The organism is Paenibacillus sp. sgz302190, assembly GCF_059820445.1.
This window is the reverse complement of sequence record NZ_JBZYAO010000001.1, coordinates 491,774-512,569: the sequence shown is the minus strand read 5'-3', so window position 1 is coordinate 512,569 and position 20,796 is coordinate 491,774. Positions and strand designations below refer to the sequence as shown.

At 46.7% G+C, this 20,796-nt stretch carries 18 protein-coding genes and 2 pseudogenes; 17 read left to right on the top strand and 3 right to left on the bottom strand.

Annotated features, from left to right (window positions below; all coding sequences use genetic code 11):
* Position 1: 1 nt before the first annotated feature.
* The 4 genes and pseudogenes from AC6RNO_RS02275 to AC6RNO_RS02260 form a co-directional block, all read left to right on the top strand.
* A pseudogene (locus AC6RNO_RS02275) lies at positions 2 to 349 on the top strand (SAM-dependent methyltransferase); the annotation flags it as partial.
* A gap of 35 nt (positions 350 to 384) precedes the next feature.
* Positions 385 to 1,296 carry an FAD-dependent oxidoreductase gene (locus tag AC6RNO_RS02270; protein ID WP_497104391.1) on the top strand — a complete coding sequence of 304 codons (912 nt, stop codon included), beginning with the start codon at positions 385 to 387 and terminating at the stop codon, positions 1,294 to 1,296.
* Between the two features lie 201 nt (positions 1,297 to 1,497).
* Positions 1,498 to 1,608, top strand: coding sequence for an aldo/keto reductase (locus AC6RNO_RS02265; protein ID WP_474681026.1), 111 nt, complete (start codon positions 1,498 to 1,500; stop codon positions 1,606 to 1,608).
* A gap of 176 nt (positions 1,609 to 1,784) precedes the next feature.
* Entirely contained in the window at positions 1,785 to 2,705 is a 921-nt protein-coding gene (locus tag AC6RNO_RS02260) for a CapA family protein (RefSeq protein WP_497104633.1), read from the top strand.
* Between the two features lie 232 nt (positions 2,706 to 2,937).
* On the opposite strand, the gene AC6RNO_RS02255 is transcribed toward AC6RNO_RS02260, so the two are convergent.
* Complete coding sequence (locus AC6RNO_RS02255; RefSeq protein ID WP_497104390.1) at positions 2,938 to 4,593, bottom strand: CocE/NonD family hydrolase; 1,656 nt, start codon at positions 4,591 to 4,593, stop codon at positions 2,938 to 2,940.
* Positions 4,594 to 4,721: 128 nt separating this feature from the next.
* Between AC6RNO_RS02255 and AC6RNO_RS02250 the strand changes: the two genes are divergently transcribed.
* Positions 4,722 to 5,672, top strand: coding sequence for a WYL domain-containing protein (locus AC6RNO_RS02250; RefSeq protein WP_497104631.1), 951 nt, complete (start codon positions 4,722 to 4,724; stop codon positions 5,670 to 5,672).
* A 183-nt stretch (positions 5,673 to 5,855) separates the two neighbouring features.
* Complete coding sequence (locus AC6RNO_RS02245; RefSeq protein WP_488437327.1) at positions 5,856 to 6,299, top strand: cell wall hydrolase; 444 nt, start codon at positions 5,856 to 5,858, stop codon at positions 6,297 to 6,299.
* A 417-nt stretch (positions 6,300 to 6,716) separates the two neighbouring features.
* Here AC6RNO_RS02245 and AC6RNO_RS02240 read toward each other — a convergent pair whose 3' ends face one another.
* Positions 6,717 to 7,199, bottom strand: a complete 483-nt coding sequence (locus tag AC6RNO_RS02240; RefSeq protein ID WP_474681023.1) for a hypothetical protein — start codon at positions 7,197 to 7,199, stop codon at positions 6,717 to 6,719.
* 895 nt (positions 7,200 to 8,094) lie between these two features.
* On the opposite strand from AC6RNO_RS02240, the gene AC6RNO_RS02235 reads away from it, so the two are divergent.
* From AC6RNO_RS02235 to AC6RNO_RS02195, 9 genes and pseudogenes are all read left to right on the top strand, one after another.
* Positions 8,095 to 8,745: a hypothetical protein gene (locus AC6RNO_RS02235; protein WP_474681022.1), complete on the top strand. Its 651-nt coding sequence runs from the start codon at positions 8,095 to 8,097 to the stop codon at positions 8,743 to 8,745.
* Between the two features lie 330 nt (positions 8,746 to 9,075).
* A complete protein-coding gene (locus tag AC6RNO_RS02230) occupies positions 9,076 to 10,449 on the top strand; it encodes a PepSY domain-containing protein (protein ID WP_497104389.1) in 1,374 nt (457 codons plus the stop codon).
* Positions 10,450 to 10,600: 151 nt separating this feature from the next.
* Positions 10,601 to 11,095 (top strand): VOC family protein, encoded by a 495-nt coding sequence (locus tag AC6RNO_RS02225; protein WP_488437324.1) that lies wholly within the window; start codon positions 10,601 to 10,603, stop codon positions 11,093 to 11,095.
* Positions 11,096 to 11,376: 281 nt separating this feature from the next.
* Positions 11,377 to 11,514 (top strand): annotated as a pseudogene (locus AC6RNO_RS02220) (FMN-dependent NADH-azoreductase); the annotation flags it as partial.
* 341 nt (positions 11,515 to 11,855) lie between these two features.
* Positions 11,856 to 12,845, top strand: coding sequence for a helix-turn-helix domain-containing protein (locus AC6RNO_RS02215; RefSeq protein ID WP_497104388.1), 990 nt, complete (start codon positions 11,856 to 11,858; stop codon positions 12,843 to 12,845).
* 156 nt (positions 12,846 to 13,001) lie between these two features.
* Positions 13,002 to 13,982: an ABC transporter substrate-binding protein gene (locus tag AC6RNO_RS02210; protein WP_474681018.1), complete on the top strand. Its 981-nt coding sequence runs from the start codon at positions 13,002 to 13,004 to the stop codon at positions 13,980 to 13,982.
* Positions 13,979 to 16,021: an iron chelate uptake ABC transporter family permease subunit gene (locus tag AC6RNO_RS02205; RefSeq protein WP_497104387.1), complete on the top strand. Its 2,043-nt coding sequence runs from the start codon at positions 13,979 to 13,981 to the stop codon at positions 16,019 to 16,021. Before AC6RNO_RS02210 ends, AC6RNO_RS02205 begins: the two co-directional genes overlap by 4 nt.
* Before the next feature lie 164 nt (positions 16,022 to 16,185).
* Entirely contained in the window at positions 16,186 to 16,551 is a 366-nt protein-coding gene (locus AC6RNO_RS02200; RefSeq protein ID WP_497104386.1) for a hypothetical protein, read from the top strand.
* Between the two features lie 102 nt (positions 16,552 to 16,653).
* Positions 16,654 to 17,403, top strand: a complete 750-nt coding sequence (locus AC6RNO_RS02195; protein WP_474681015.1) for a spermidine synthase — start codon at positions 16,654 to 16,656, stop codon at positions 17,401 to 17,403.
* 261 nt (positions 17,404 to 17,664) lie between these two features.
* On the opposite strand, the gene AC6RNO_RS02190 is transcribed toward AC6RNO_RS02195, so the two are convergent.
* Positions 17,665 to 18,243 carry a TetR/AcrR family transcriptional regulator gene (locus tag AC6RNO_RS02190; protein WP_474681014.1) on the bottom strand — a complete coding sequence of 193 codons (579 nt, stop codon included), beginning with the start codon at positions 18,241 to 18,243 and terminating at the stop codon, positions 17,665 to 17,667.
* A gap of 206 nt (positions 18,244 to 18,449) precedes the next feature.
* On the opposite strand from AC6RNO_RS02190, the gene AC6RNO_RS02185 reads away from it, so the two are divergent.
* Both AC6RNO_RS02185 and AC6RNO_RS02180 read left to right on the top strand, forming a co-directional pair.
* Positions 18,450 to 19,151, top strand: a complete 702-nt coding sequence (locus tag AC6RNO_RS02185) for an NAD(P)-dependent oxidoreductase (protein ID WP_474681013.1) — start codon at positions 18,450 to 18,452, stop codon at positions 19,149 to 19,151.
* Positions 19,152 to 19,810: 659 nt separating this feature from the next.
* A complete protein-coding gene (locus tag AC6RNO_RS02180; RefSeq protein ID WP_474681012.1) occupies positions 19,811 to 20,290 on the top strand; it encodes a C40 family peptidase in 480 nt (159 codons plus the stop codon).
* Positions 20,291 to 20,796 lie beyond the last annotated feature (506 nt).

Below are 20,796 nucleotides of genomic sequence, written 5' to 3'. Positions count from 1 at the left end.
GGCGACTGGAACGGTCAAGGTGATGCACGAACCTTTCGAAAACATCGATCTTGAGGTGAGGGGATGGGAGAGAACCTTTGATCTCGTCTTTGTCTCCATGTGCCCTGTTCTGGTCGATTGGGCCAGTGTGGAGAGGGCGCTGAGCTGCGCGAGGGCGTTCTGCTACATGAGTTTGGCGGTAGGTTTCAGGGAACACAGTCTGGTTGACGAGGTATGGCCGCTTGTCACCGATCGCCCCCGAAAGACCGAGCATTTGGAGATGATTTACCTGACCCAATTACTGCTGCTAAAGGGATACTCTTATCAATCGTTGGTAACCCGGGAATTGAAAACAACGATAGTCTCCAAATTATTGATCATGCTAACGAGGAGGGTTAAACAATCATGAACAAAGTGGATGTAGCGATTATCGGGGGAGGTCCCGCCGGTTTGAGCGCCGGACTTATGCTGGGACGCGCGAGGAAGCAGACGATTGTCATTGATGAGGGACGTCCCCGCAATGCCGTGACCCGGGAGGCGCACGGGTTTTTGACGCGGGACGGAATCAGCCCGGGTGAATTCCGACGTATTGCGAAGGAGCAGCTGCGCGTCTATCCGTCGGTTTCCCAGGCGGAAGATACCGTTGTGTCGATCACGGGTGAGGACGGATACTTCTTGCTGGAGACGGCCACAGGGATGAAGATCGCCAGCAAAAAGCTGTTGTTTGCCGTAGGCATGAAGGATCGCAAGCTTGGAATACCGGGATTGACCGAGGTCTACGGGAAGAGCGCGTTTGTTTGCCCGTATTGCGATGGCTGGGAATTAAGGGATGAGCCGCTGGTTGTCATTAGCAGAGGAGCGGCACTCATGCATTTCGCTCCATTGTTGTCGGGGTGGACGAAGCGGTTTGTCGTTTGCACGAATGGCCCCGATGAATTGAGCGAGGCTGAACGCGATGAATTGCGGGATCATCATATTCCGCTATTCGATACGCCGATTCGTGCCATTTTATCCAGTGAGGGTATGGTGAACCATGTTGCGCTTGAGGATGGGACAGAAATTCCGTGCACGGGAATCTTCTTCAAGTCGGAACTGGTTCAGGGAACGGATTTGCCGCAGTCCATTGGTTGCCACATATCGGATACGGAGGTGATTGCAGTCGACAAATTTGGAAAATCCAGTGTACCTGGCGTTTACGCAGCGGGTGACGCGTCTTCACTAATGCATCAATCCATTGCCGCAGCCGCATCGGGGGCTATAGCTGCAGCAGCAATAAATGGAGAATTAAATCAGGAAGCTTGGCAGAAAACCCAATGAATGATCCAACCATCGGCTAGCGGCTGCTGGATTTTGTCCAGAGCTGCTGTTTTTTTGGGGAGGGAAAACACTACTCATTTTCCCAGGTTCATCATTATCCAAATGAAGCACTAGATCTCGCCATGGCGCCCCGGACCTGGCCACTCAAAACATAGCGTTGAGCATCAAGCGAAATTCGTCCACCTTGCCGTTTTCGTTCGGGTGGAAGCAAATCTCGAAGCCATTAAAGCGGGATATCGTCATTTTGACACAGCGCGTATCTATGGAAATGAAGAGGTATTGGGGCAGGCGATCGCCAATAGCGGTGGTTAGTTGATTACAGCCGCGGCACAAATTGGCATTGAGTATGAAAAGCGTCAACCTATAGCGGGTTAAAATGCGAAAGCTCAGCCGATCCAGGCTTGGGCTTTTTTCTTCTGGCCGTACCGAGGGTGCCCAACTTACAAGCATTTCGCTTTTCTATCGCATAAGGTGTAATCATGAAGGGAGTGGGTGGTTTGACGAAAATCACAATCGCTGCAGTCGGAGATTTGTTGATGAAAAAGAAGATGATCGCCTCGGCCGCACGGGAAGGCGGATTCGCACCTATTTTTGCCAAAGTGAAACCCTATCTGTGGAAATCCGATCTAACGATAGGCAATCTGGAGACGACCTTTTCCGGCAACAATTTTCGCGAAGAGCCCAGAAAACTGTTGTTTAACTCCCCGGACAAGTTCGCTGCTGCGCTCCGGAACTTGGGCTTCGATGTATTAGGCACAGCCAATAACCATTGTATGGACGGGAAACTATCCGGTTTGAGGCGGACATTGAACGTCCTAGATCGACACGGTCTGCGACATACGGGCACGTATCGCTCCGCCCGGGAAGCCCGCCGGAAACTGATTGTTAACGTAAAGGGAATAAAAATCGGAATATTGGCTTATACGAAAGGAACGAACGGGATTGCAGTGCCGGAGCCGTGGTTAGTCAACAGGCTAAACCGGAAAAAAATAATAGCTGACGTGCGCAGCTTGAAGAGTAGAACAGATTTTATCATTGCTTGTCTACATTTCGGGAAAGAATTTCAAACTTATCCCGACCGCAGCCAAATCCTGCTCATGCAGCTGTTGTTTAAAAATGGTGTGAATGTAGTGTTGGGAGCGCATCCCCATGTACTGCATCCGATAAGAATGTTTAAGGTGAAGGACATAGACGGACGCATTAGAAATCGGGTAGCGGCGTCTTCTCTAGGGAATTTCGTTTCCACCGAACTTCCCCGGCATACCGCTAGACTGCGAGGAACAATCATGATGTTAACCTTAACGAAAAATGCAAAAGGGATAACGGATGTGGTGAAAATGTCATGTGTGCCAACCCGCATTTTGCAAAATATAGGGAAGAAAAATGTTTATCGGGTTGTGCCGGATTGATTGAACGGATATCGACAAAAGAGTTGCTAAACCGGAAGGTCTCCGACATTTGTGTATGCGGAATGGTAAGTGAAATCAGTTTCGGGTGGGCATGTTAACGAAAATAAACGCTAAGCCTTCAATCATTTCTGGCTTAGCGTTTATTCTTACTCTAAGCCCAATAGTATTCCGATTGGGACGTCTTGCCGGAAACAGGCAGATCAACGATGTTGTTCGTTCTAATCTATAGGTTCTATAGAACCGGAATTTCAATCCACGATGAACGAATATCACCGGTATATATCGTTTGCTTCGCGATTTTCATCTCTTCTTGAAGCGCCCAAGATCCGGCGATGTTAGGGTGCGCATGGTAGGCCGGAAAATTGGATGAGGAGATATCAAACCTCAATTTCGAACCTTTGCGGAGCGTCCAGAGGATCGGCCACAATTCGATTTCGATCTCGACGATCTCGTTTGGCGTGTAGGGTGATGTACGGTCATTGCGAAAACGCAAGCTAGTGATGCCATCGCGAATGTTGCACGTGGTACCGTCAGCAAACTGCTCCATGATGCATACCGTGAACGAAGTATCCTCGGCATCCGAGCTTACGGTCAGATGCGTTGTAATTGGCCCCGAGATCTGCAAGGGGGCCTCCAGTTCTTCCGACAAGAAAGAAATGACGTCCGTCCTCGTACCCGGCGCGTCTTGATAGACGCTGGCCGGCCTGCAAGCGTCAGGAGCCCCGGACAAATAATTCATCAAAGCGGCTCCCCCCTTCGTCGGTACGGGATTGGAAGGATCGTATGCATAGGAAACGGAAGTTTCCGCAAACGATTTTTCGAGCGTCAAGCAATGAATGGGCCCCTGCGTACATGCCAGTTCATATCGCGCAACGCTATTGTTTTTGATCCATCCGTCCCAGCTTTTCCAACGTCCTTCCCCGATCACATAAGTTTGAACCTTTCCCTTTAGATCCTCGTTCTCGAACGGCTCGCCTTTCAAATGATGATTAAACCACTGCAATGCGGCTCGATGCTGCTTCGGAACCCATAATTCATGATTCGGATAATCCAGGTCGCCGGCAACATCTTCTGTATGCACCCAAGGCCCGATGAGAAAACAACTTCCCAATCGGACGGGTTCGGGAAGTTTGTTGTAGCTCAAGACGGACGAATTGAGATTTTGATCGAACCATCCTTCGATGATCATGAGCGGAATCTTCGTCTTGCAGGGAGCTTCTTTCAGTTCGGCCCAAAAACCTGTTTTCCAAAAAGGACTATCGGGATCGACCTCTGTTACCCAATCCCGATACCAAGGCAGCTTATGTCCAAACAGATGCTGGTCCATCTCGATGTGAGGTTTCACGGACAGCGCTTCCCGATAAAGTGTATCTTGCGGCAAAAGCGGCTCATAGCCGGCGTTCCAAATCGCCCAAGCGGTGAAGAGGTCGTGCCGAAACATGCCGTTCATGTAAAGTTGTTTGTACCGCTCGATTCCGGCGACGGCGATAAACATCGTTTTGACTTCCGGGGGCAAGTGTGCGGCCATGCTCCACTGAAGGATCCCCAAGTAAGAGGAACCGTAAGTGCCGATGCGGTCGTTCGACCAAGATTGCTCGATCACCCAAGTGAGCGTATCCAGCCCATCCTCTTTCTCATGGACAAAGGGAATCCATTCTCCTTCAGATTGCCCCCGGCCTCGGCATTCCTGCAGAACGAAGGCATATCCGTGCCCAGCCCAGAACTTCGCCTGCTCCAGAAAATCCGCCTGCATGAACGGGTACGGATTTCGACTGAGAATGACTGGCCAAGGGCCTCCCCCTTCCGGAAGCGTAACAATCGTATGCAGATTGACCCCGTCTCTCATTGTTACGAATTCGACTTTTTGATTCTTGTCACATGTTGACATTCGTCATTCCTCCATCATTTTTGAAGTTTGTATTGCCCTCTGAGACTATAATAAGGAATAATGGTGACAGGGATTGTCATGAACTTTAATTTGGAACAAGATGGGGAATTAAAATGCCAAAATCTGAATTGCCTAAGTCCAAAAGACTGATGGAACTGATGATGACCGTTAATCGAAAGCGGCAGTTCAAGGTTCGAGAGCTTGCCGATGAATTCGGGGTGTCCACGCGCACCATCTTGAGAGATCTGCAGGAATTGAGCGAGCTGGGGGTTCCGCTTTATTCGGAAGTAGGCCCGCACGGGGGATATCAAGTAGTAAGAGAAAGGGTTCTGCCGCCTATCGCGTTTACGGAAATGGAGGCGGTGGCGATGTTTTTTGCGGTGCATGCCTTACGTCATTATTCCTCGCTTCCATTCGAAGTGGAGTCGGTTTCTGCACTGAAAAAATTTTATTTGCATATGCCTGGAGATGTCAGGAATCGCATCGACAGCATGAAAGACCGGCTCGATTTCATTGCACCGACAAGGTGGGGGGATGCTCCATACCTGGCTATTGTGCTGGAAGCCGCTGTGGAGCAAAAGGTACTCGCTATCGAATACGAATCGGATGAGAAAGGGGAAAGCAGCCGTCAGATTCAACCAGTCTTGCTCTATGCCAACCAAGGGTACTGGTATTGCTTGGCGCATTGCTTCCTGCGCCAAGGTTATCGGTTGTTCCGGTGCGACCGGATTCGAACGGCTGTCTACGATACTTCAGGCATAGAGCCGCTTGAGCTTGGCGATATCCATCTTACATGGCGAGAAGAAGAGGAGCCTGTGAAAGACCCCACCCACCTTCGGGCTTATCTGAGTCGCAAAGGCGTGCAACGCTGCGAGGCAGAGATTTGGCTCTCTCTGCAATTGAATGCAGACGGAAGCGGCTTTATTGACAAGGCTGTGTCCCGATCCCATCTTTCCTTTTATGCGGAGTTTTTCATTGGATTAGGAGATGAGGTTATTCTGGTTGAGCCGGAGGAATTAAAAGAAGCGATAAGGACGAGACTTTCCGAGCTGTTAGGTCGCTACCAAGGCACACAATGACTTCGCAATTGTAGTCTAGCTGCCAAGTGAACGAAGGCTGGGATGGTAGCTATAATTGTATCTGCTTACATCCCGCCGATTACCAGCATTATACTGAAAAATAGGCATGTTCTATTTTGCCAGAGTAACACATCCGCTTCACCTACAATATGATGAGTCTAGAAATCTAAAGAGGTGAGCCACATGGCAGTCGTAAAAGCAAGGAAACAGGATATTGATATGTTGGCAAGGTTGCTTCGAGCTGAAGCTGAGACCGAAGGTGAAATGGGCATGCTCCTTGTTGGAAATGTTGGCATTAACCGAATAAGAGCGAATTGCTCCGATTTTAAAGGAATTCGGACAATTCCCCAAATGATCAATCAGCCGCATGCATTCGAAGCGTTGCAACATGGTTTGTACTATCAAAAGTCAAGAGAGAGGGAACGCCGTCTGGCGCAACGTTCTGTGAAAGGGGAGCGGAATTGGCCAGCCAAATTCTCCTTATGGTACTTCCGTCCAGGATCGTTCGAAAATCCCGGACCATGTCCGCCAACTTGGTATAATCAGCCGCTCGTAGGACGATGGAAGAAGCACTGTTTTTATGAGCCGACCGCGAAAGAATGTGTAAATGTATATAATACGTTTTAACTCACAGCCATGTGTCGGGTGACAAGAACTTTATCTCATTTGTGGACGACGTTCAAATTGTAGATGAGAAATTAAAGTTGGGGTATTGGAACGAATCAGCCCCATAGTCCTCTTTAGTTAGGGGTTTGCGCGGATCGGGAAATCCACTTGAAAGGAGCAAGGAAGGTAAGGCGACAGGAGTAGTGAGAACTGGGTAAAACAGGTTGCATTGATTTGGGATACTGTCAATATTAGTGTTCCAAATCAATGCAACCACTTTAGGTTCACCGGACACTTAATTGCCATGCGTGGCGCACTACCAAAAGATCTCTTCACTACTGAAGAGATCTTTTGGTGTACAACAACTTTTTAATGAAATCACATTACATAATGATGACGGATGAGCGCGTGAATCCACTTGCAAGATACGGATGGTGTCTAATGTCCACCTGTATTGGAAGCCCAGACAGGATACCAGCCCAAGGCCGGATTTTCATTGTTGTACAGTACCAGATTGCCGTCATTTTGCATGATCAGCACATTGCCTCTAAGATTGGCCGGCACATTGTCTGCTCCATACCATGCCTTAGCCCACGCCAGGTTATCCGACGTCCAATAAGGTGTGTTTTGCGGATCTGATATTACCAACTTCCCGCTGAAATAATTAATCTGGAGTTTATGTATTCTCGTGTCTTTCGTCTTGGAGTTCCATAACATCGTTCCTGTCTTGACGTCCCAGAGCTGCGCATCGCCCCAGTTATCAAATTGAAACGAAAACCTGTTATTGTCTGACACTAACCCTCTACCGGCGACATTATACATCGTGTCATAAATCAGCCGATCTCCACTGGCGGAAGTCACAGGGGAAAATGGAATCAAAAACATGAGCATGGTAAGACAAGTTAAAAAGATTTTTTTCATATAACATCCTCTTTTCCTGAACATGTTTTAAGTTACATGTCAAATATATCATATATTTTTCTTTTTTTGGATAAAAATTTAAGAGTCCATACAGGATCAAGAAAATGTCGAAAATAATGATCACCGGCAGCGCTAGCGGCGGTGCAGTATGCGTATTTGCTGCGGCATTGGAAAAAAGGCGAGGTTGAGGCACAAAATGAAAAACTGAATGCCGTTTCCCCGACGAGCTGCACACATTTTGCAGGCAAACGAAAAGCAACTTCCGCCAGTTGGAAGGCTACATGCGAATGCTCGATAATGATCTTGACGAAGTGGTAGAACACATGGACCAGTTGGAATCCCGGCAGTAGGGGTCTCTGTTCCCAGCGAAGCTGTCATCGAGTGCCAACTAAAATAAAATATAAATAGGGAGAATCAGTAAGGCACTGAAAAGCACCGAAAAGATGACAACGAAGGGACATAGCTCAGTTCGAAGAGCACCTGCCTAGCAAGTAGGGAGTCAGAGTTTCGATCCGACTTGCCTTCGACGTGTTTTTTGCTTTGGGCGGAACCTGGTTATGTAGGGATCGAATGAATTAGCAGGCACACTAATGGCCGTCTCGGAATTTTCTGCTTCCCTTATAAATGTGGAATCTTTTTCCAAATTCATGCAAATCAACTGACGGATCCGTTCTTCGTGAACGGCTACAAGCACGCGATAGTATGGCTTCTTCATTCTCTTTCACCTCGTATTTGAACATCATTGTAACTTGTTTCATAGCCTGACGACGTGGCTCTAAGGAGTTGTTTTCAGAAGGGATACTGGTGTGATGTCTTATTTGGCGTTGAAAAATGACTCGAACGAGTCATACTATTCTGATTGCAGATGACTATGATAGAGTGAAGAGCTTATGGGATGAACTACAATGATGCGGAGGTGTTTGTGGCAATGAGCAAGAACTGGGTAAAGGTAGCATTCTGCATGTTGATTATGGTGATAAGCATGTGGATGGCAGCACCGTTAGCTGTAGCAGCAGAGCACGATCATAATCATGGAACCGCGACTGCCGCCAGCAGCTCAGGATCCGCTTCAGAAACGGTCATTGTCGGAACGATATCCGCTCTGGCAACGACGATTGCGGCTGCAGCTATGATCGTGCGGCTCCGGACCGATGCTTCCAGGCTTAACAAGATGACCGCCATGATGGCGGCCATGACCGTCGGAATGATGACTGGGCTGATTGGAGGAACACTACTCGGAATCTGGTTACAATCCTTGTTCTATGCAACTGTTCTTAGCGTGACGCTCGGAGTTGGCGCGGGAATCCTTGCAGGCCAGGCCTATAGCTGGCTTGCTGCACTCGACGGCATGTTGTCCGGAGTGATGAGCGGAATGATGGGGGCTATGCTTGGTGTCATGATCACGCAGGACCATCCTTTGCTCATGATTCTGTTTATGGACGCTATCATGCTGTTGACTGTTGGAATTCTGTATCAATCTTTGGGACCTCAAGTTCAACCGGAACAACAGACTGAGCACCAAGAACCAGAGGGAGCTGGTTTATAACCTGTGGGTATCCAATGATAGTTGATATTCGACTGACTGATGATGGCTTCCGGCAAGTTGGCAGTCATTTTCTACGAGGTGAGTGCCATTCGATGGCATACACGTTCAAAATTTGTTCATCGATTCCTAGCACTATCGAGTCATTTCAAAGTCAAACACAATAAGTATAATGTAGTCTGAATCCGAAGTAGGTATTCGAAGGGGAGTCTTTATTCAGGAGGTGACATTTTTTATGCGGGGATCATTCCTGCACCCAGGCCATCGATAGGGTGCAGGAGCTTGTGTAATGGTGAATGGGTTACACTCTTATGACATGAAAGGAAAGACAAAATGGAAAAAACGAATTATAACCGTTTTTGGCGGTGGCATTTTTATGCAGCATTATTTATTACACCACTGCTGATTACACTGACATTAAGCGGTATTGGCTATTTGTTCTATACAAATGTAGAAAATAATGTGTATAAGCATGAATTTTTTGGTAAAAGCAGTCAAGCCGAACCATTGACGATCGATCAAGGAATTGAAAAGGCTAAAGAAACCTACGCAGGATATTCTGTTGCAAAAGTAATTATGTTAGCAGATCCGTATAATACACGACTGACGTTGACTAAAGACGGCGTCCAAAAATACATATTCTTGGATAAAAATAACCAAATCGTCGGCAGTCAAAATGCGGAATATACGTTTTCAAATTTCATGAGAGCTCTCCATAGTTCACTGTTTGTAGGTGGAACCGTCGTTAACTACTTGGTGGAACTAGCTGCCTGTTGGGCGGTCTTCCTGCTGTTCTCCGGTATTTATATGACGTTCAAAGGAAGAGCCTTGAAGAAAGAGCCAAGCCCAACGAAGAGGCAAAAGAATCTTAAATGGCATGCGCTCATCGGAACCATCATTACAATTCCAATGATTATCATTATTTTTACCGGGTTGCCCTGGTCGGCATTTATGGGGGATTTCATCTATTCGACAGCTCAAAAGCATCCTTCGATCGGCATTCCATTCTTAAAACAACATCCGCCGACATCGGACATGAACGAAATTCCTTGGGCTACCCGTAAAAATGAAGCCCCAACATCCAGCGAAGCTCATGCTGATCATACTGGTATGGCGCCTATGGATTCAATGTCGAGCCCAAGCAACATGATTACTGTCCAACAGTTGATGAATGAGGTGGAGAAGAATAACATTTCCAAACCATATTCAATCATTTACCCATCCGGTGAAAACGGCGTGTATACGGTTTCCAAAGGAAGCAATACCGGTGTAACAGGCTTAGACGTTAGCCCTTATGAGGAAGTGACGACCTACTTTGATCAATATAACGGTAAATTGATTTCAAAAGTAGGCTATGAGGATTACGGAATTTTAGCGAAATGGTATACTTGGGGAATTCCGCTGCATGAAGGCCACTTATTCGGCTGGCTCAATAAATTAATGAATCTGCTAGTTTGTCTTTCGTTTCTGCTCGTTATTTTTTGGGGCTTTAGAACGTGGTTCATCCGGAAGAAGAAAAATTCCTTGTCAGCACCTCCAAATCTTACAGGCAGGCTGTCGATAGGCTTCATCATTTTTATGGTTGTACTAGGTTGTATGATGCCGTTATTTGGGTTATCGCTCATTTTAGTTATCATGATTGAAATTATTATTTCAAATAAGAATAAATACAAACAGCGGGTATCAACAGTTAGACATTCGCAGTAGCTTGGAACGGGAAGCTTCCCGTTCTTTTTTTGTTTTCAATGAGCAACTTTTTAAACATAGCAATTTGAAAGAAACCATGGCTCATTTTTTATGCTAAACTGTATTGTGTATAAACCTACTAAAACGCTTGAATATTAAGGAGGAAAAAATTATGAATAACAAAATCCAAAAAATCACGCCAAACTTGTGGTTCGATACACAAGCCGAACAGGCGGCAGAGTTGTACACTTCTATTTTTAAAAATTCGAAGATAGGAAGAATCACTCACCATGGCAAAGATAATCACGGGATACCAGAAGGAACAGTAATGACCGTGGAATTTCAATTGGACGGGCAAAAATTCGTAGCCTTGAATGGCGGTCCGTATTTCAAATTCACAGAGGCAATATCATTTATCGTGAACTGTGAAGATCAAGATGAATTGGACTATTTTTGGGAAAAACTCTCCGAAGGCGGAGATGAAAAGGCTCAAAACTGCGGTTGGCTAAAAGATAAGTATGGCGTGTCGTGGCAAATTATTCCTTCCACTCTAACCGAGATGGTAAGCGACCCAGATCCAGAAAAATCAGAAAGAGTTATGAAAGCATTGCTCCAAACGAAGAGTAAAATTGACATAAAAACTTTGATGCAAGCGTATGAGGGATAAAGTGCACTTTGCCGTTACAGACTGGGGGAAGACCGTACCACGAGTCATTGATAACGGAAAACGTTAGTTCAGAATTTACCGCCTTATGATTGATAGAGCGGTTTTTCTTTTGGCCAGAAATCAACAATCAATCACCAACGGGATAAGTCTGTCCATAATTGGGTACTGTCCAAGGTGTCTATGTTGTCACAAACGACACCCGACCGTCATATCGCCCTTTCTATAATGAAGCAAAGTCTTTCAGCATGGCAGTCGGAAAAACATTTATCGATTCATACAAAGCAGCAATTATGGACTTTTTTGGAGTTCCATCACTTGAAGGTATTTTTATAGAAGGCTATGCGGCAACACCAAACAAAGCTGAAGAAATTAAAGCGAATGCCGTTGTGCGTGCAGAAAAGCTCGCACAAACATTTTAAAATATATGCCGTAAGTGATACAAATTTTCACTGGAGAAGCAGAACGGAAGTAAGGGTTGTATCATAGCGGAATTTGCTATGTCGTGCAGGTGGTCGTGGAGAAGATAGAGGCCAATGAAGAATGATCAGGCAGAGGGGAGAACTGTATGAAACTAGCGGCTAGGACTTGTGATGCAGAGAAGGTTGGCATTGGTCATGAGAGTTGCTTGCGTCGAAGACAAGGTCGGTTTATAAAACGTTCTTAAAGTAAGAGGATAGCGCCAGAAAAACAATCCTGCATTATTCCTTATTATATTTTATAATGAGAATGATACTCATTATAGATATCGAGGAAGTGGCTTATGCAGCACAAATTCAAATTAACCCGCATGCACGAATATATGGATCATTTATCGATGGGGCTGGAGAGGAAACTGTCTCGTTCAAGTTGGGGACAACAACTGATCCTTCCGAATGAACTTGGAAATGGCACGATTCACCGAATGGTTATTCGTCCGGGGATGGAAATTTTACTGGAGCGTTTAAGTCTGCATCAAAATCTGAGATTGAGGATCGACCAGGAGTGCCAAGTTTTGGGTTTGGTTTATCGCCTAAGCGGAGAAAGCTACTGTGAATGGAATAATGCCATTTGTACGAACTTATCCGGTCCTGAGAGTACGGTGTTCTTTACCCATCAAACCAAAGTCTATTTGGAGACAAGCTCAGCTATCCAGAACAATGCCATTAAGATTCGAATGAGTCCGGGTATATTGGAGGCGTATTTTGCCGACGGGGAGGAGAACCGCAAACTGCGGCAGATGCTACACTCATATAAAAACACCATTCGCGGTCAAGCTATCTCACCGGCTGTTCAAGCGATTTTGCAGGCGATGTGGACATGTGAATATGACGGGGCGCTAAAGCGATTGTTTATGGAAAGTAAGGTTTTGGAGCTGGTCACTCTCTTTATTCATGAGTTGTCTACATATGATCTGTCGAGCAAAGAATTAACGACACTTCATCGCAATGACTTGGAGAAGCTGCATAACGTTCGCAGAGCGATACTCGAGCATTTGGATCAGCCTCTTTCCATTCAGCAGTTGGCCAAAATAGCAGGAATGGGCACAACAAAACTAAAAGCAGGCTTCCGGACTGTGTTCGACAAAACGATCTTTGAATATGTCCGCGAACAAAGAATGCAAAAAGCGGTATGGCTGCTGGAGACGAATCGGATGAGGGTATGCGATGCGGCAATGGCGGTTGGATACAGCAACCCGAGCCAATTCGCTGCCGCCTTCAGAAAGCAATATGGCTGCAATCCAAGTCAATATGGGCAGCATCTTGAACGATAAAAACGGAATCCCTTACAAACGAAACGGACATGCATCGTCAACTGATGTATGTCCGTTTTGCCGTCCTTAATGGGTTGCCGAGCGTCTTCCTTGGGTAGAGGTGAGCTATGAATGTATGTGATAATCATTATCATTCACAGAAAGGAGCACATAAGGATGGGAGTTAGAAAAGGGTTTATCTTCACATTTATTGTTTTGGCCATAGTGATGCTGACTGGCTGCTCCAAGAATCGGCAGCCATCGCTTAACCAGGAAGAGGCTCGTATATTTAAGCATCCGTTAGGCGAAGTAAGGTTGACCGAAACACCAAAAAGAATCGTGGCATTGGATTTCAGTTATACGGAAGATCTGCTGGCGCTGGGGATTACGCCGGTAGGCGTAGCGGATATTGATTCTCCGACAGGCTTTAACACCATGGTGAATATACAGCCTGGGTTGGGGGCCGAGGTTGTGGATGTCGGAGGCCGGCAGGAACCTAATCTCGAAATCATTGCCGAACTTCAGCCGGATCTCATTTTAACCAATGTGTATTTTGTTCAGAAGAACTATGAGAAGCTAAATGCCATTGCGCCGACCATGGTCTTTGATCCCTATCCGCCGGAAGGGAAGGAGCAGTACGAAGAAATGACGGAAACATTCCGTGTAATTGCAGATATAGTAGGCAAAGGGGATGAAGCCGAGCAGCAACTCAAGGATTTGCAAAAGGTGTATGACGAGGCCAAAGGGAGGCTGAAAGGCGCGAATAAAGCGGGAGCGAATGTTGTGTTCGCACAAATGACACCTGGTCAATCGGGTCCTGCCGTATGGTTGTTCACTGGAAACTCCCAAGGTGCGCGAATCATGAAAGAAATCGGATTACATCACGTCTATCAGCCTCAGATGTTTGAACAACGAGGCGTGACGGTGACAACCGTAGAAGCGTTAATGGATTATCAGGATACTTCCTTGATTTATTTAAACACGGACAGTACAGGCGGACTGCGGAATCAACTGGAAGCCAATGCGTTATGGAACGAATTGGATTTCGTCAAACAGCAGCGTGTCTATGCGATAGATCGTCGGATTTGGGCGTATGGGGGACCAATCAGCGCCAAAGTGCTGGTCGGTGAGGTTGTCAAGGCGTTGACCGGGCAATGAAAGCGAATGTGAAGGCGGTCAGTGTGATAGGAGGAAGCGCCCTGCTTCTGGCGCTGCTCTTTATGTTTCATGTAACTCAGGGACAAGTAGATATCAGCGTATCTGATGTAATGCGTTCTCTTCTACATGCGCAAGGATCGGCTGTTGATCAGGCCATATGGGGGCTGCGTTTGCCGCGGGCGGTTGCGGGCATGCTCTGTGGAGCAGCTTTGGCTGCCAGCGGCGTGTTGCTGCAGACGGTGCTGCGCAATCCGCTCGCTTCTGCGGGCACCCTTGGCATTAATGCGGGAGCTTACTTGGCAGTCGTAGCAGGAACGGTATGGAGTCCTTTTCTGCTTCACCGGTTTCCATTTGTTTTTGCTCTTGCTGGCGGCGTTCTGGCGGCCGGCATGGCTTACGTGCTGGCCGGGGGTTATCGGGCACCACCGATTCGTCTGGTGGTGTCCGGCTTAATTGTCACCTTGTTGCTGTCTTCGTTGACGAATATGATGCAAATTTTGTATTTGGAAGATGCCAGTCACTTGTTCGTGTGGGGCTCGGGTTCCTTGATGCAAAACAATTGGCAAGGCGTTCAGGTCACATGGCACTGGATGGTCATCGGGTTGGCGATTGTTTTTCTTTTCTCCAAATCCCTTGATCTGCTGATGCTTGGTGAGGAGTCAGCGACTTCCCTGGGGCAACGTACGGTTTGGACGAAGGTGGCGTTGTCTGGAATAGCCATTACACTTGCCGCGCTCAGTGCGAGCCTCGCTGGTCCTATCGGGTATATCGGTCTGCTCGCGCCGCATATCATTCGACTGACCGGCATTCGGCGGCACCGTTTGTTGATTCCCGCAAGCGCGATGCTGGGGGCAGGGCTTTTGCTCGTTGCCGATTCGCTGACCTCCATGTTACAGGCGACTTACGGCACGCTTCCTGTCGGAGCTGTGACGGCATTGCTTGGCGGTGCTTGGTTGGTCGTATTCGTAATGCGCGCACAAAAGAAGCGTCAAGGAATTGGCGGATTCGCCGGGACACCCCCGATGTCCGCAACTTCCAGATTCAGAGCGAGTAAAGCGCGAATGTTCACGGCCTATATCCTGCTGAGCTTGGCTTTGCTCGGCGTCACCCTATATGGATGCTTGTGTTCAGGACATTCCATGCTGACCTTCGAAGGGTTTATCCAAGGGTTATTAGGCCAAGGCGAACCATCGATTCATCATCTGGTGTGGCAATTGCGCTTGCCGCGTATGGCTGCTGCCTGGCTTGGCGGCGCGGCACTGGCGGCATCCGGCTTACTGATTCAGAGTGCCGTGCGCAATCCGATGGCCGATCCGTCAGTCATCGGGGTTACGTCCGGCGCAGGTGCGGGGGTGCTGGCCCTGTTGGTTGTATGGCCCTATGCGCCGGGATGGCTGATGGGGATATGTGCATTTGCTGGAGCGGTTATCATCTCCATTGTTATTTTCGCGGCTGCTTGGCGAAGCGGTCTGGAGCCCGGAATGTTGCTTCTGGCGGGGATCAGCATATCCGCGGTAGGTACGGCCGTCATTCAAATCCTGGTGCTGCGGACGACAAGCTTTACGGCTGCTTTCATCTGGCTTGCGGGCAGTACGTATGCGCGAGGATGGACAGATACGATTCCATTAGTCATCGTTTCTGCTCTTCTTCTTCCGATCGCCTGGTGGTTGGGGAAGCGTGTGGAATTATTGTCCTTTACCGACGAAGTTTCGACAGGGGTTGGACAACGCGTCAAGCGAGATCGATTGCTGACGGCAAGCCTGGGAGTAGCATTAGCTGCGGTCGTTGTAGCCACCGTAGGCACCGTCGGATTTATCGGATTGCTGGCTCCGCATGCGGCAAGACTGTTGACAGGAACGGCTCATCGCAGAATGATGGGGTTCTCCATGCTGATCGGCGCTTTGCTGCTGACAACGGCCGATGTGGCGGGACGATTGGTTGCTTTGCCGAAAGAAGTTCCTTCGGGATTGATGGTGTCGCTGATTGGAGCGCCATATTTGCTTTATTTGCTGTATCGAAACGGCCGTAGAGTCGGTTAATTGTGATGAAATGTTAATGCGAAATTCAGTTGCTTCCAGATCAATCAACCCTGCATGCCTGACATCGCAACCTTCTTTTCCCTGCTATTGATAAACGAGGGAGAACCAAGTACAATCGATGAGAATGGTTATCAATTTGATTGTGAAGGAAAGCAGGGTTGACGATGACATCGAACTTTACCGTTACAAATACAACGATACATGATTACTTTGATCAACTGACAGCATGGGTAAATGGCGGTACTCGCCATAGCCATTGGGAGCAAGAACTCTTGTTGCTCGTTCGTATGGGGAGTGGCGCCATCACGCGTATGCGGATTCGGTCCGGAATGGAAATTATCATTTCCGATCTGATCTACGAACAGGATACAAAGATAAGCATTCGGGAAGCCTGCCCGATCTTCGAGTTGAACTATTGCGTCAGCGGCGACATCTACTGCGAATGGAACAAGCGGGAAATACAGACGAACGGAAAAACGGGACATATTTGTTTTTTCCGAATTTGGCGAAGTGACGGCCGCATATTCTAATAATTGGCGGATATCGTTTCGACAACTAATAGAATTCTTCTTTAAGTTGATTGCTTATAATGGTATACTGTCACAAAGATCAGCCAGAAAGGGATCGATAACTTGGATTTACTTTTCAAAACGTCCAGCCCTAATCATGAGATATCCGTTTATGACACTACAGAGTTGTACGGTGAAAAAGGCAAGTTTCGAGTGTTGGAGTTTTCCAATAAAGCCATACAAGGTGCTATGGATTTGAATGATCCGGAACGTATCCTATTTGAATATCCGCGAGCTATTATACATCTAATTGAATGTAACACCCCTTCCTTCGAAAACGTATTTATCATCGGTCACGGGATTGGGACGATTGCTGGCCATTTTCCAGAGAAACGATTTAAGGTGGCGGAGCTAGATCACAAGGTGGTGGAGTTAAGTAAGAGGTTTTTTGGATACCGAAAGGATAATGTGAGCATTGGTGATGGCCGACAAATTCTTGAAAGTGAAGATCAACAGGCTTATGATTTTATTGTTTTAGATGCCTTTACTGAAAAGGGAACGCCTCTTCATTTGATCTCTAAAGAATTCTTTGTGATTTGCAGAGAAAAGCTCGATTCTTCGGGATTGATCGTTATGAACTTGTTCGGTAAAGGTGAAAATGACCAGCTCATGAATGCTATTCATACAACGCTAAGCGAGGAATTTGCGTATATCAAAGCATTTTCTCTACCGTCAGAAGGCATCGCCGACATTCAAAATATCATTCTCGTAGGCAGAAATAAGCCGATCGGGTTCCAAGCACGCCAAATGGCAGGCTTCACAGAGATCGAACTCGGGCAAGGGTATATCATTAGGGATAGAGGTCCGCAATGAACATTTTAGTCTTACATCATCTCATTACGCTCTGAGAACTAAACTATCGGGGGACGATAGTTCAAAATAAGGGAGCAGAATGCCACGGGCCGGCAGCTGTTCCTTTTTTATTGAAGTAACGGGGAGTTTAGTTGAATTAGGAATAGATAACAATATTAAAGAAAACTCGCCAAGTTTGCGGCGAGTTTTGCTTTTTTATATGCCAATGCGAAGTCAAAACATCTAATTTTGATTTATAATTTTCATACATAGGGCTTTTCTTCATGCAAGCGGGAAATCTGCTTCAAGATTTCGTTCAAGCAACGTCCCCAATCGTTGAGCCATGAAAGAAGGAGGGTGGGGCATTTCATTCTTGAACCACCATTCCACTACCCCTACGATAGCCGCTCCTAAAAATTGAAAATCAACCTCCTCGCCGTTAGTTAAGCCTCGATTACTCCCTTGTGATAAACCATTCTCTTTATTCTTTAACTCTTGGAGGAAAAACGTAAGGAATCGATTACGAAAAAAAGGGCCCCCTTTACTCGCTAGCATCGCGGAGAAAAATAAAGAATGACGCTCAAAATACTCGAACCATAACAACCCCGCATCCACATAATCGGCGTCGTCGCCTGTCGAATCGCAGATTTCCCGCATCTGTTCAATATGTTCTTCGATGAGTTTATCCAGAAGATCAAATTTGTCCATGTAGTGAAGATAGATGGTTCTTCGGCTGACATCTGCCCTGTCGGAAATATCTTGTATCGTAATTTGATCAAATTTTTTTTCAATCATCAGTTCAACAACAGCCATTTTTATGGCTTCTTGAGATTTGCGTATCCTTCGATCCATCGTTGACACCTGAGAAACACCAGCTTTCCTGAAATTAATACATAATTTCAAAAGAATTGTGAACTAATGCACGGAACCTGACTTTTTAATCATTGTAGACTTTTTATTTCTATTTATAATTATACATAGTTGTTACCTAATATTCTAGAGTGCATTATATGCGCATATAAGAGGATGGGTTTAATCATGATCACCAGCGAAAGGAGAACATTTTAATGAAAATTGCAATTATTGGAGCAACAGGGGGAACTGGAAGGAAAGTGATGGAACGAGCACTTGAATTGGGACATGAAGTTGTAGCCGTGGCTCGTCGGCCAGAAGTCATTACCCCCGCAGAGCGGATCAGCACCCGGAAGGGGGATGTATTCGATGCGTCGAGCATGGAAAAAGCCATAGCCGGTACTGAAGCCGTAATCAGTTGCATAGGCCCGCCAAGTAACTTCTCGCCGGATAGCGCCAAGAAGTGGCTTCTGAATATCAGGGCGGCAAAGAATGTTATGGCGGCAAACTTCTCACCGGGCACCGTCATGTCGGAGGGAATCCCGAATATACTTGCGGCCTGTCAGCGAGCTGGCGTTAAGCACCTAGTCATGCAGAGTGGCATTAATTTGAGCGACGGAAAAGAACTTTCTGCTGTCAATCGGTGGGCAGTAGACTTGATGCGCCGAATCTATTGGAAGGCGATCGAGGATAAGGCGATTGCCGAGCATGCAGTAATACGGAGTGATTTGGATTGGGTAATTGTACGAGCGTCAGTGCTTAAATACGCGGATGGCAATCTGAACTATACAGCAGGTCCATGGGCTCGCATCTCTCCACTGCGGCCGCTGCCCTTTGCAGACTGTGCCGACTGCCTTGTGCGGGCGGCGACGAGTGAGCCAGCATGGATCAAGAAGATCGTTAATGTTGGACGATAACATACAGGTGAGAGATAAGAGTCGGGTGAATCTCCGTCCGTTCCATGGCCGTGTCTAAATCGCTCAAAATGTTGACACTACCCCTTTTGAGGCGTTTTTGACGATGTATCGTCGACGACTGAACAAACAAAGAAACCTCCGATCCGGAGGTTATAATAATGAGTTTGACATAATCATACTATTATTTAAATTTATTCAAGAAATAGCTAACAGCCTAGCTGGTTTAAATTTTACTTCCTCGCTATAGCTCATGGCTAATGTCTGCTTTAACGATTTTTAGCGTTCCGTTGGCTCTACCCTTATTTTTCTAAGAAATTAATTTAGCGAGTACGAAGGCAATATCGCAATATGATGCACATGATGTGCGCTTTAGCTGGCTCCCGGCTGCTTCTAGCCCTTAGAAAACGCAAAACTCAAAAGGACTTCTTTGATCGACCATAAATTTAGAGAGTCGCCTCGGAAAGCATCCGGCGGTTTTTATTATTTAGTCAATAAAATTCTGCTCATTCAGTTCTTAGCAAACTCTAATAAACCCGGTTGAATCGTTGCCGCGCGTACTTTAACGGACATAGCGGTAAATTTTCGGATATCCTCTCTGTGTTATAGTGATCCCAGGTCAACAAAACACAGGCCATTGAGCCAACAAAGGGAGGATACACATGAAAAAAGCCAATAAAATGATCGCGACTTTTGCTCTGGGTTTATCCGTCTTCACAGGCGGCGCTATGGCGATCACACCAACAACACATGCCGCTACGGTAACGGCACCGGCGGCCACAACTGCGAATAAGATCATCACTACAGGCGAACGCTATATGGGCACACCATATCGATTTGGTTCAGCGTCGGGAAATACTCGAACTTTTGACTGTTCCTCGTTTACGCAATTTGTGTTTAGACAATATGGTATTAATTTGCCTAGATCGTCCAGCGAGCAATCGCATGTCGGTACGTATGTACCACGTAATCAACTGCAGCCCGGTGACTTGGTATTCTTTTATTCACCGATCCATCACGTAGGTATCTACATCGGTAACGGTAAAGTTCTACAGACTTACGGCAGTCCGGGAGTTACGATCTCGGATATGAGCAAAGGTTGGTGGAGCAATCATTACGCTACGGCACGCCGTGTATTGTAAGAAATAATGAAATCAACGTCACCTTAACGGGTGGCGTTTTTTCTTTGCAGATCATCACGCATAAGAAAGAAGATCCAGAGGTATGATACTTTTAGAACGAGCAGATCCACTGCGCAGAACCGACTCCAAAGGCTAGGAACGTAAGGGACGAGGCTCGTTCTTTTTGAGTTTCCCATGATATTCCATCCCGAAGTTTTAAATATACCTACGTATTCGTCGGAGCCTTGAAGCTGGATATATAGGGGCGTGACCTAGCAGATCAGTAAGGGGTCCCGCCAACAAAACGCGGAAAACGTACGCTAAGCATTCATATTATTTAAAAAGCCTAGATTCCTGTACGTTAATCGAATCCGCATCCACGGCAGCATCTATGACTTGTCGCCATATGAATATATGGAGGCGGTGAAGCAAGGTGCCGTAAAGCCGAAGCAGATAAAGCTGTGATTGGCCGCATGGGTGATAAATGAAGCAATTTAAAGCAATTCCTTGATTGACATCGAATAAGA

Bases quoted from the DNA above. Each gene is read 5' to 3' on its own strand.
- AC6RNO_RS02270 (WP_497104391.1), top strand. From the start codon at position 385: ATGAACAAAGTGGATGTAGCGATTATCGGGGGAGGTCCCGCCGGTTTG.
- AC6RNO_RS02255 (WP_497104390.1), bottom strand. From the start codon at position 4,593: ATGTCAACATGTGACAAGAATCAAAAAGTCGAATTCGTAACAATGAGA.
- AC6RNO_RS02245 (WP_488437327.1), top strand. From the start codon at position 5,856: ATGGCAGTCGTAAAAGCAAGGAAACAGGATATTGATATGTTGGCAAGG.
- AC6RNO_RS02240 (WP_474681023.1), bottom strand. From the start codon at position 7,199: ATGAAAAAAATCTTTTTAACTTGTCTTACCATGCTCATGTTTTTGATT.
- AC6RNO_RS02235 (WP_474681022.1), top strand. From the start codon at position 8,095: ATGAACTACAATGATGCGGAGGTGTTTGTGGCAATGAGCAAGAACTGG.
- AC6RNO_RS02230 (WP_497104389.1), top strand. From the start codon at position 9,076: ATGGAAAAAACGAATTATAACCGTTTTTGGCGGTGGCATTTTTATGCA.
- AC6RNO_RS02225 (WP_488437324.1), top strand. From the start codon at position 10,601: ATGAATAACAAAATCCAAAAAATCACGCCAAACTTGTGGTTCGATACA.
- AC6RNO_RS02215 (WP_497104388.1), top strand. From the start codon at position 11,856: ATGCAGCACAAATTCAAATTAACCCGCATGCACGAATATATGGATCAT.
- AC6RNO_RS02210 (WP_474681018.1), top strand. From the start codon at position 13,002: ATGGGAGTTAGAAAAGGGTTTATCTTCACATTTATTGTTTTGGCCATA.
- AC6RNO_RS02205 (WP_497104387.1), top strand. From the start codon at position 13,979: ATGAAAGCGAATGTGAAGGCGGTCAGTGTGATAGGAGGAAGCGCCCTG.
- AC6RNO_RS02200 (WP_497104386.1), top strand. From the start codon at position 16,186: ATGACATCGAACTTTACCGTTACAAATACAACGATACATGATTACTTT.
- AC6RNO_RS02185 (WP_474681013.1), top strand. From the start codon at position 18,450: ATGAAAATTGCAATTATTGGAGCAACAGGGGGAACTGGAAGGAAAGTG.
- AC6RNO_RS02180 (WP_474681012.1), top strand. From the start codon at position 19,811: ATGAAAAAAGCCAATAAAATGATCGCGACTTTTGCTCTGGGTTTATCC.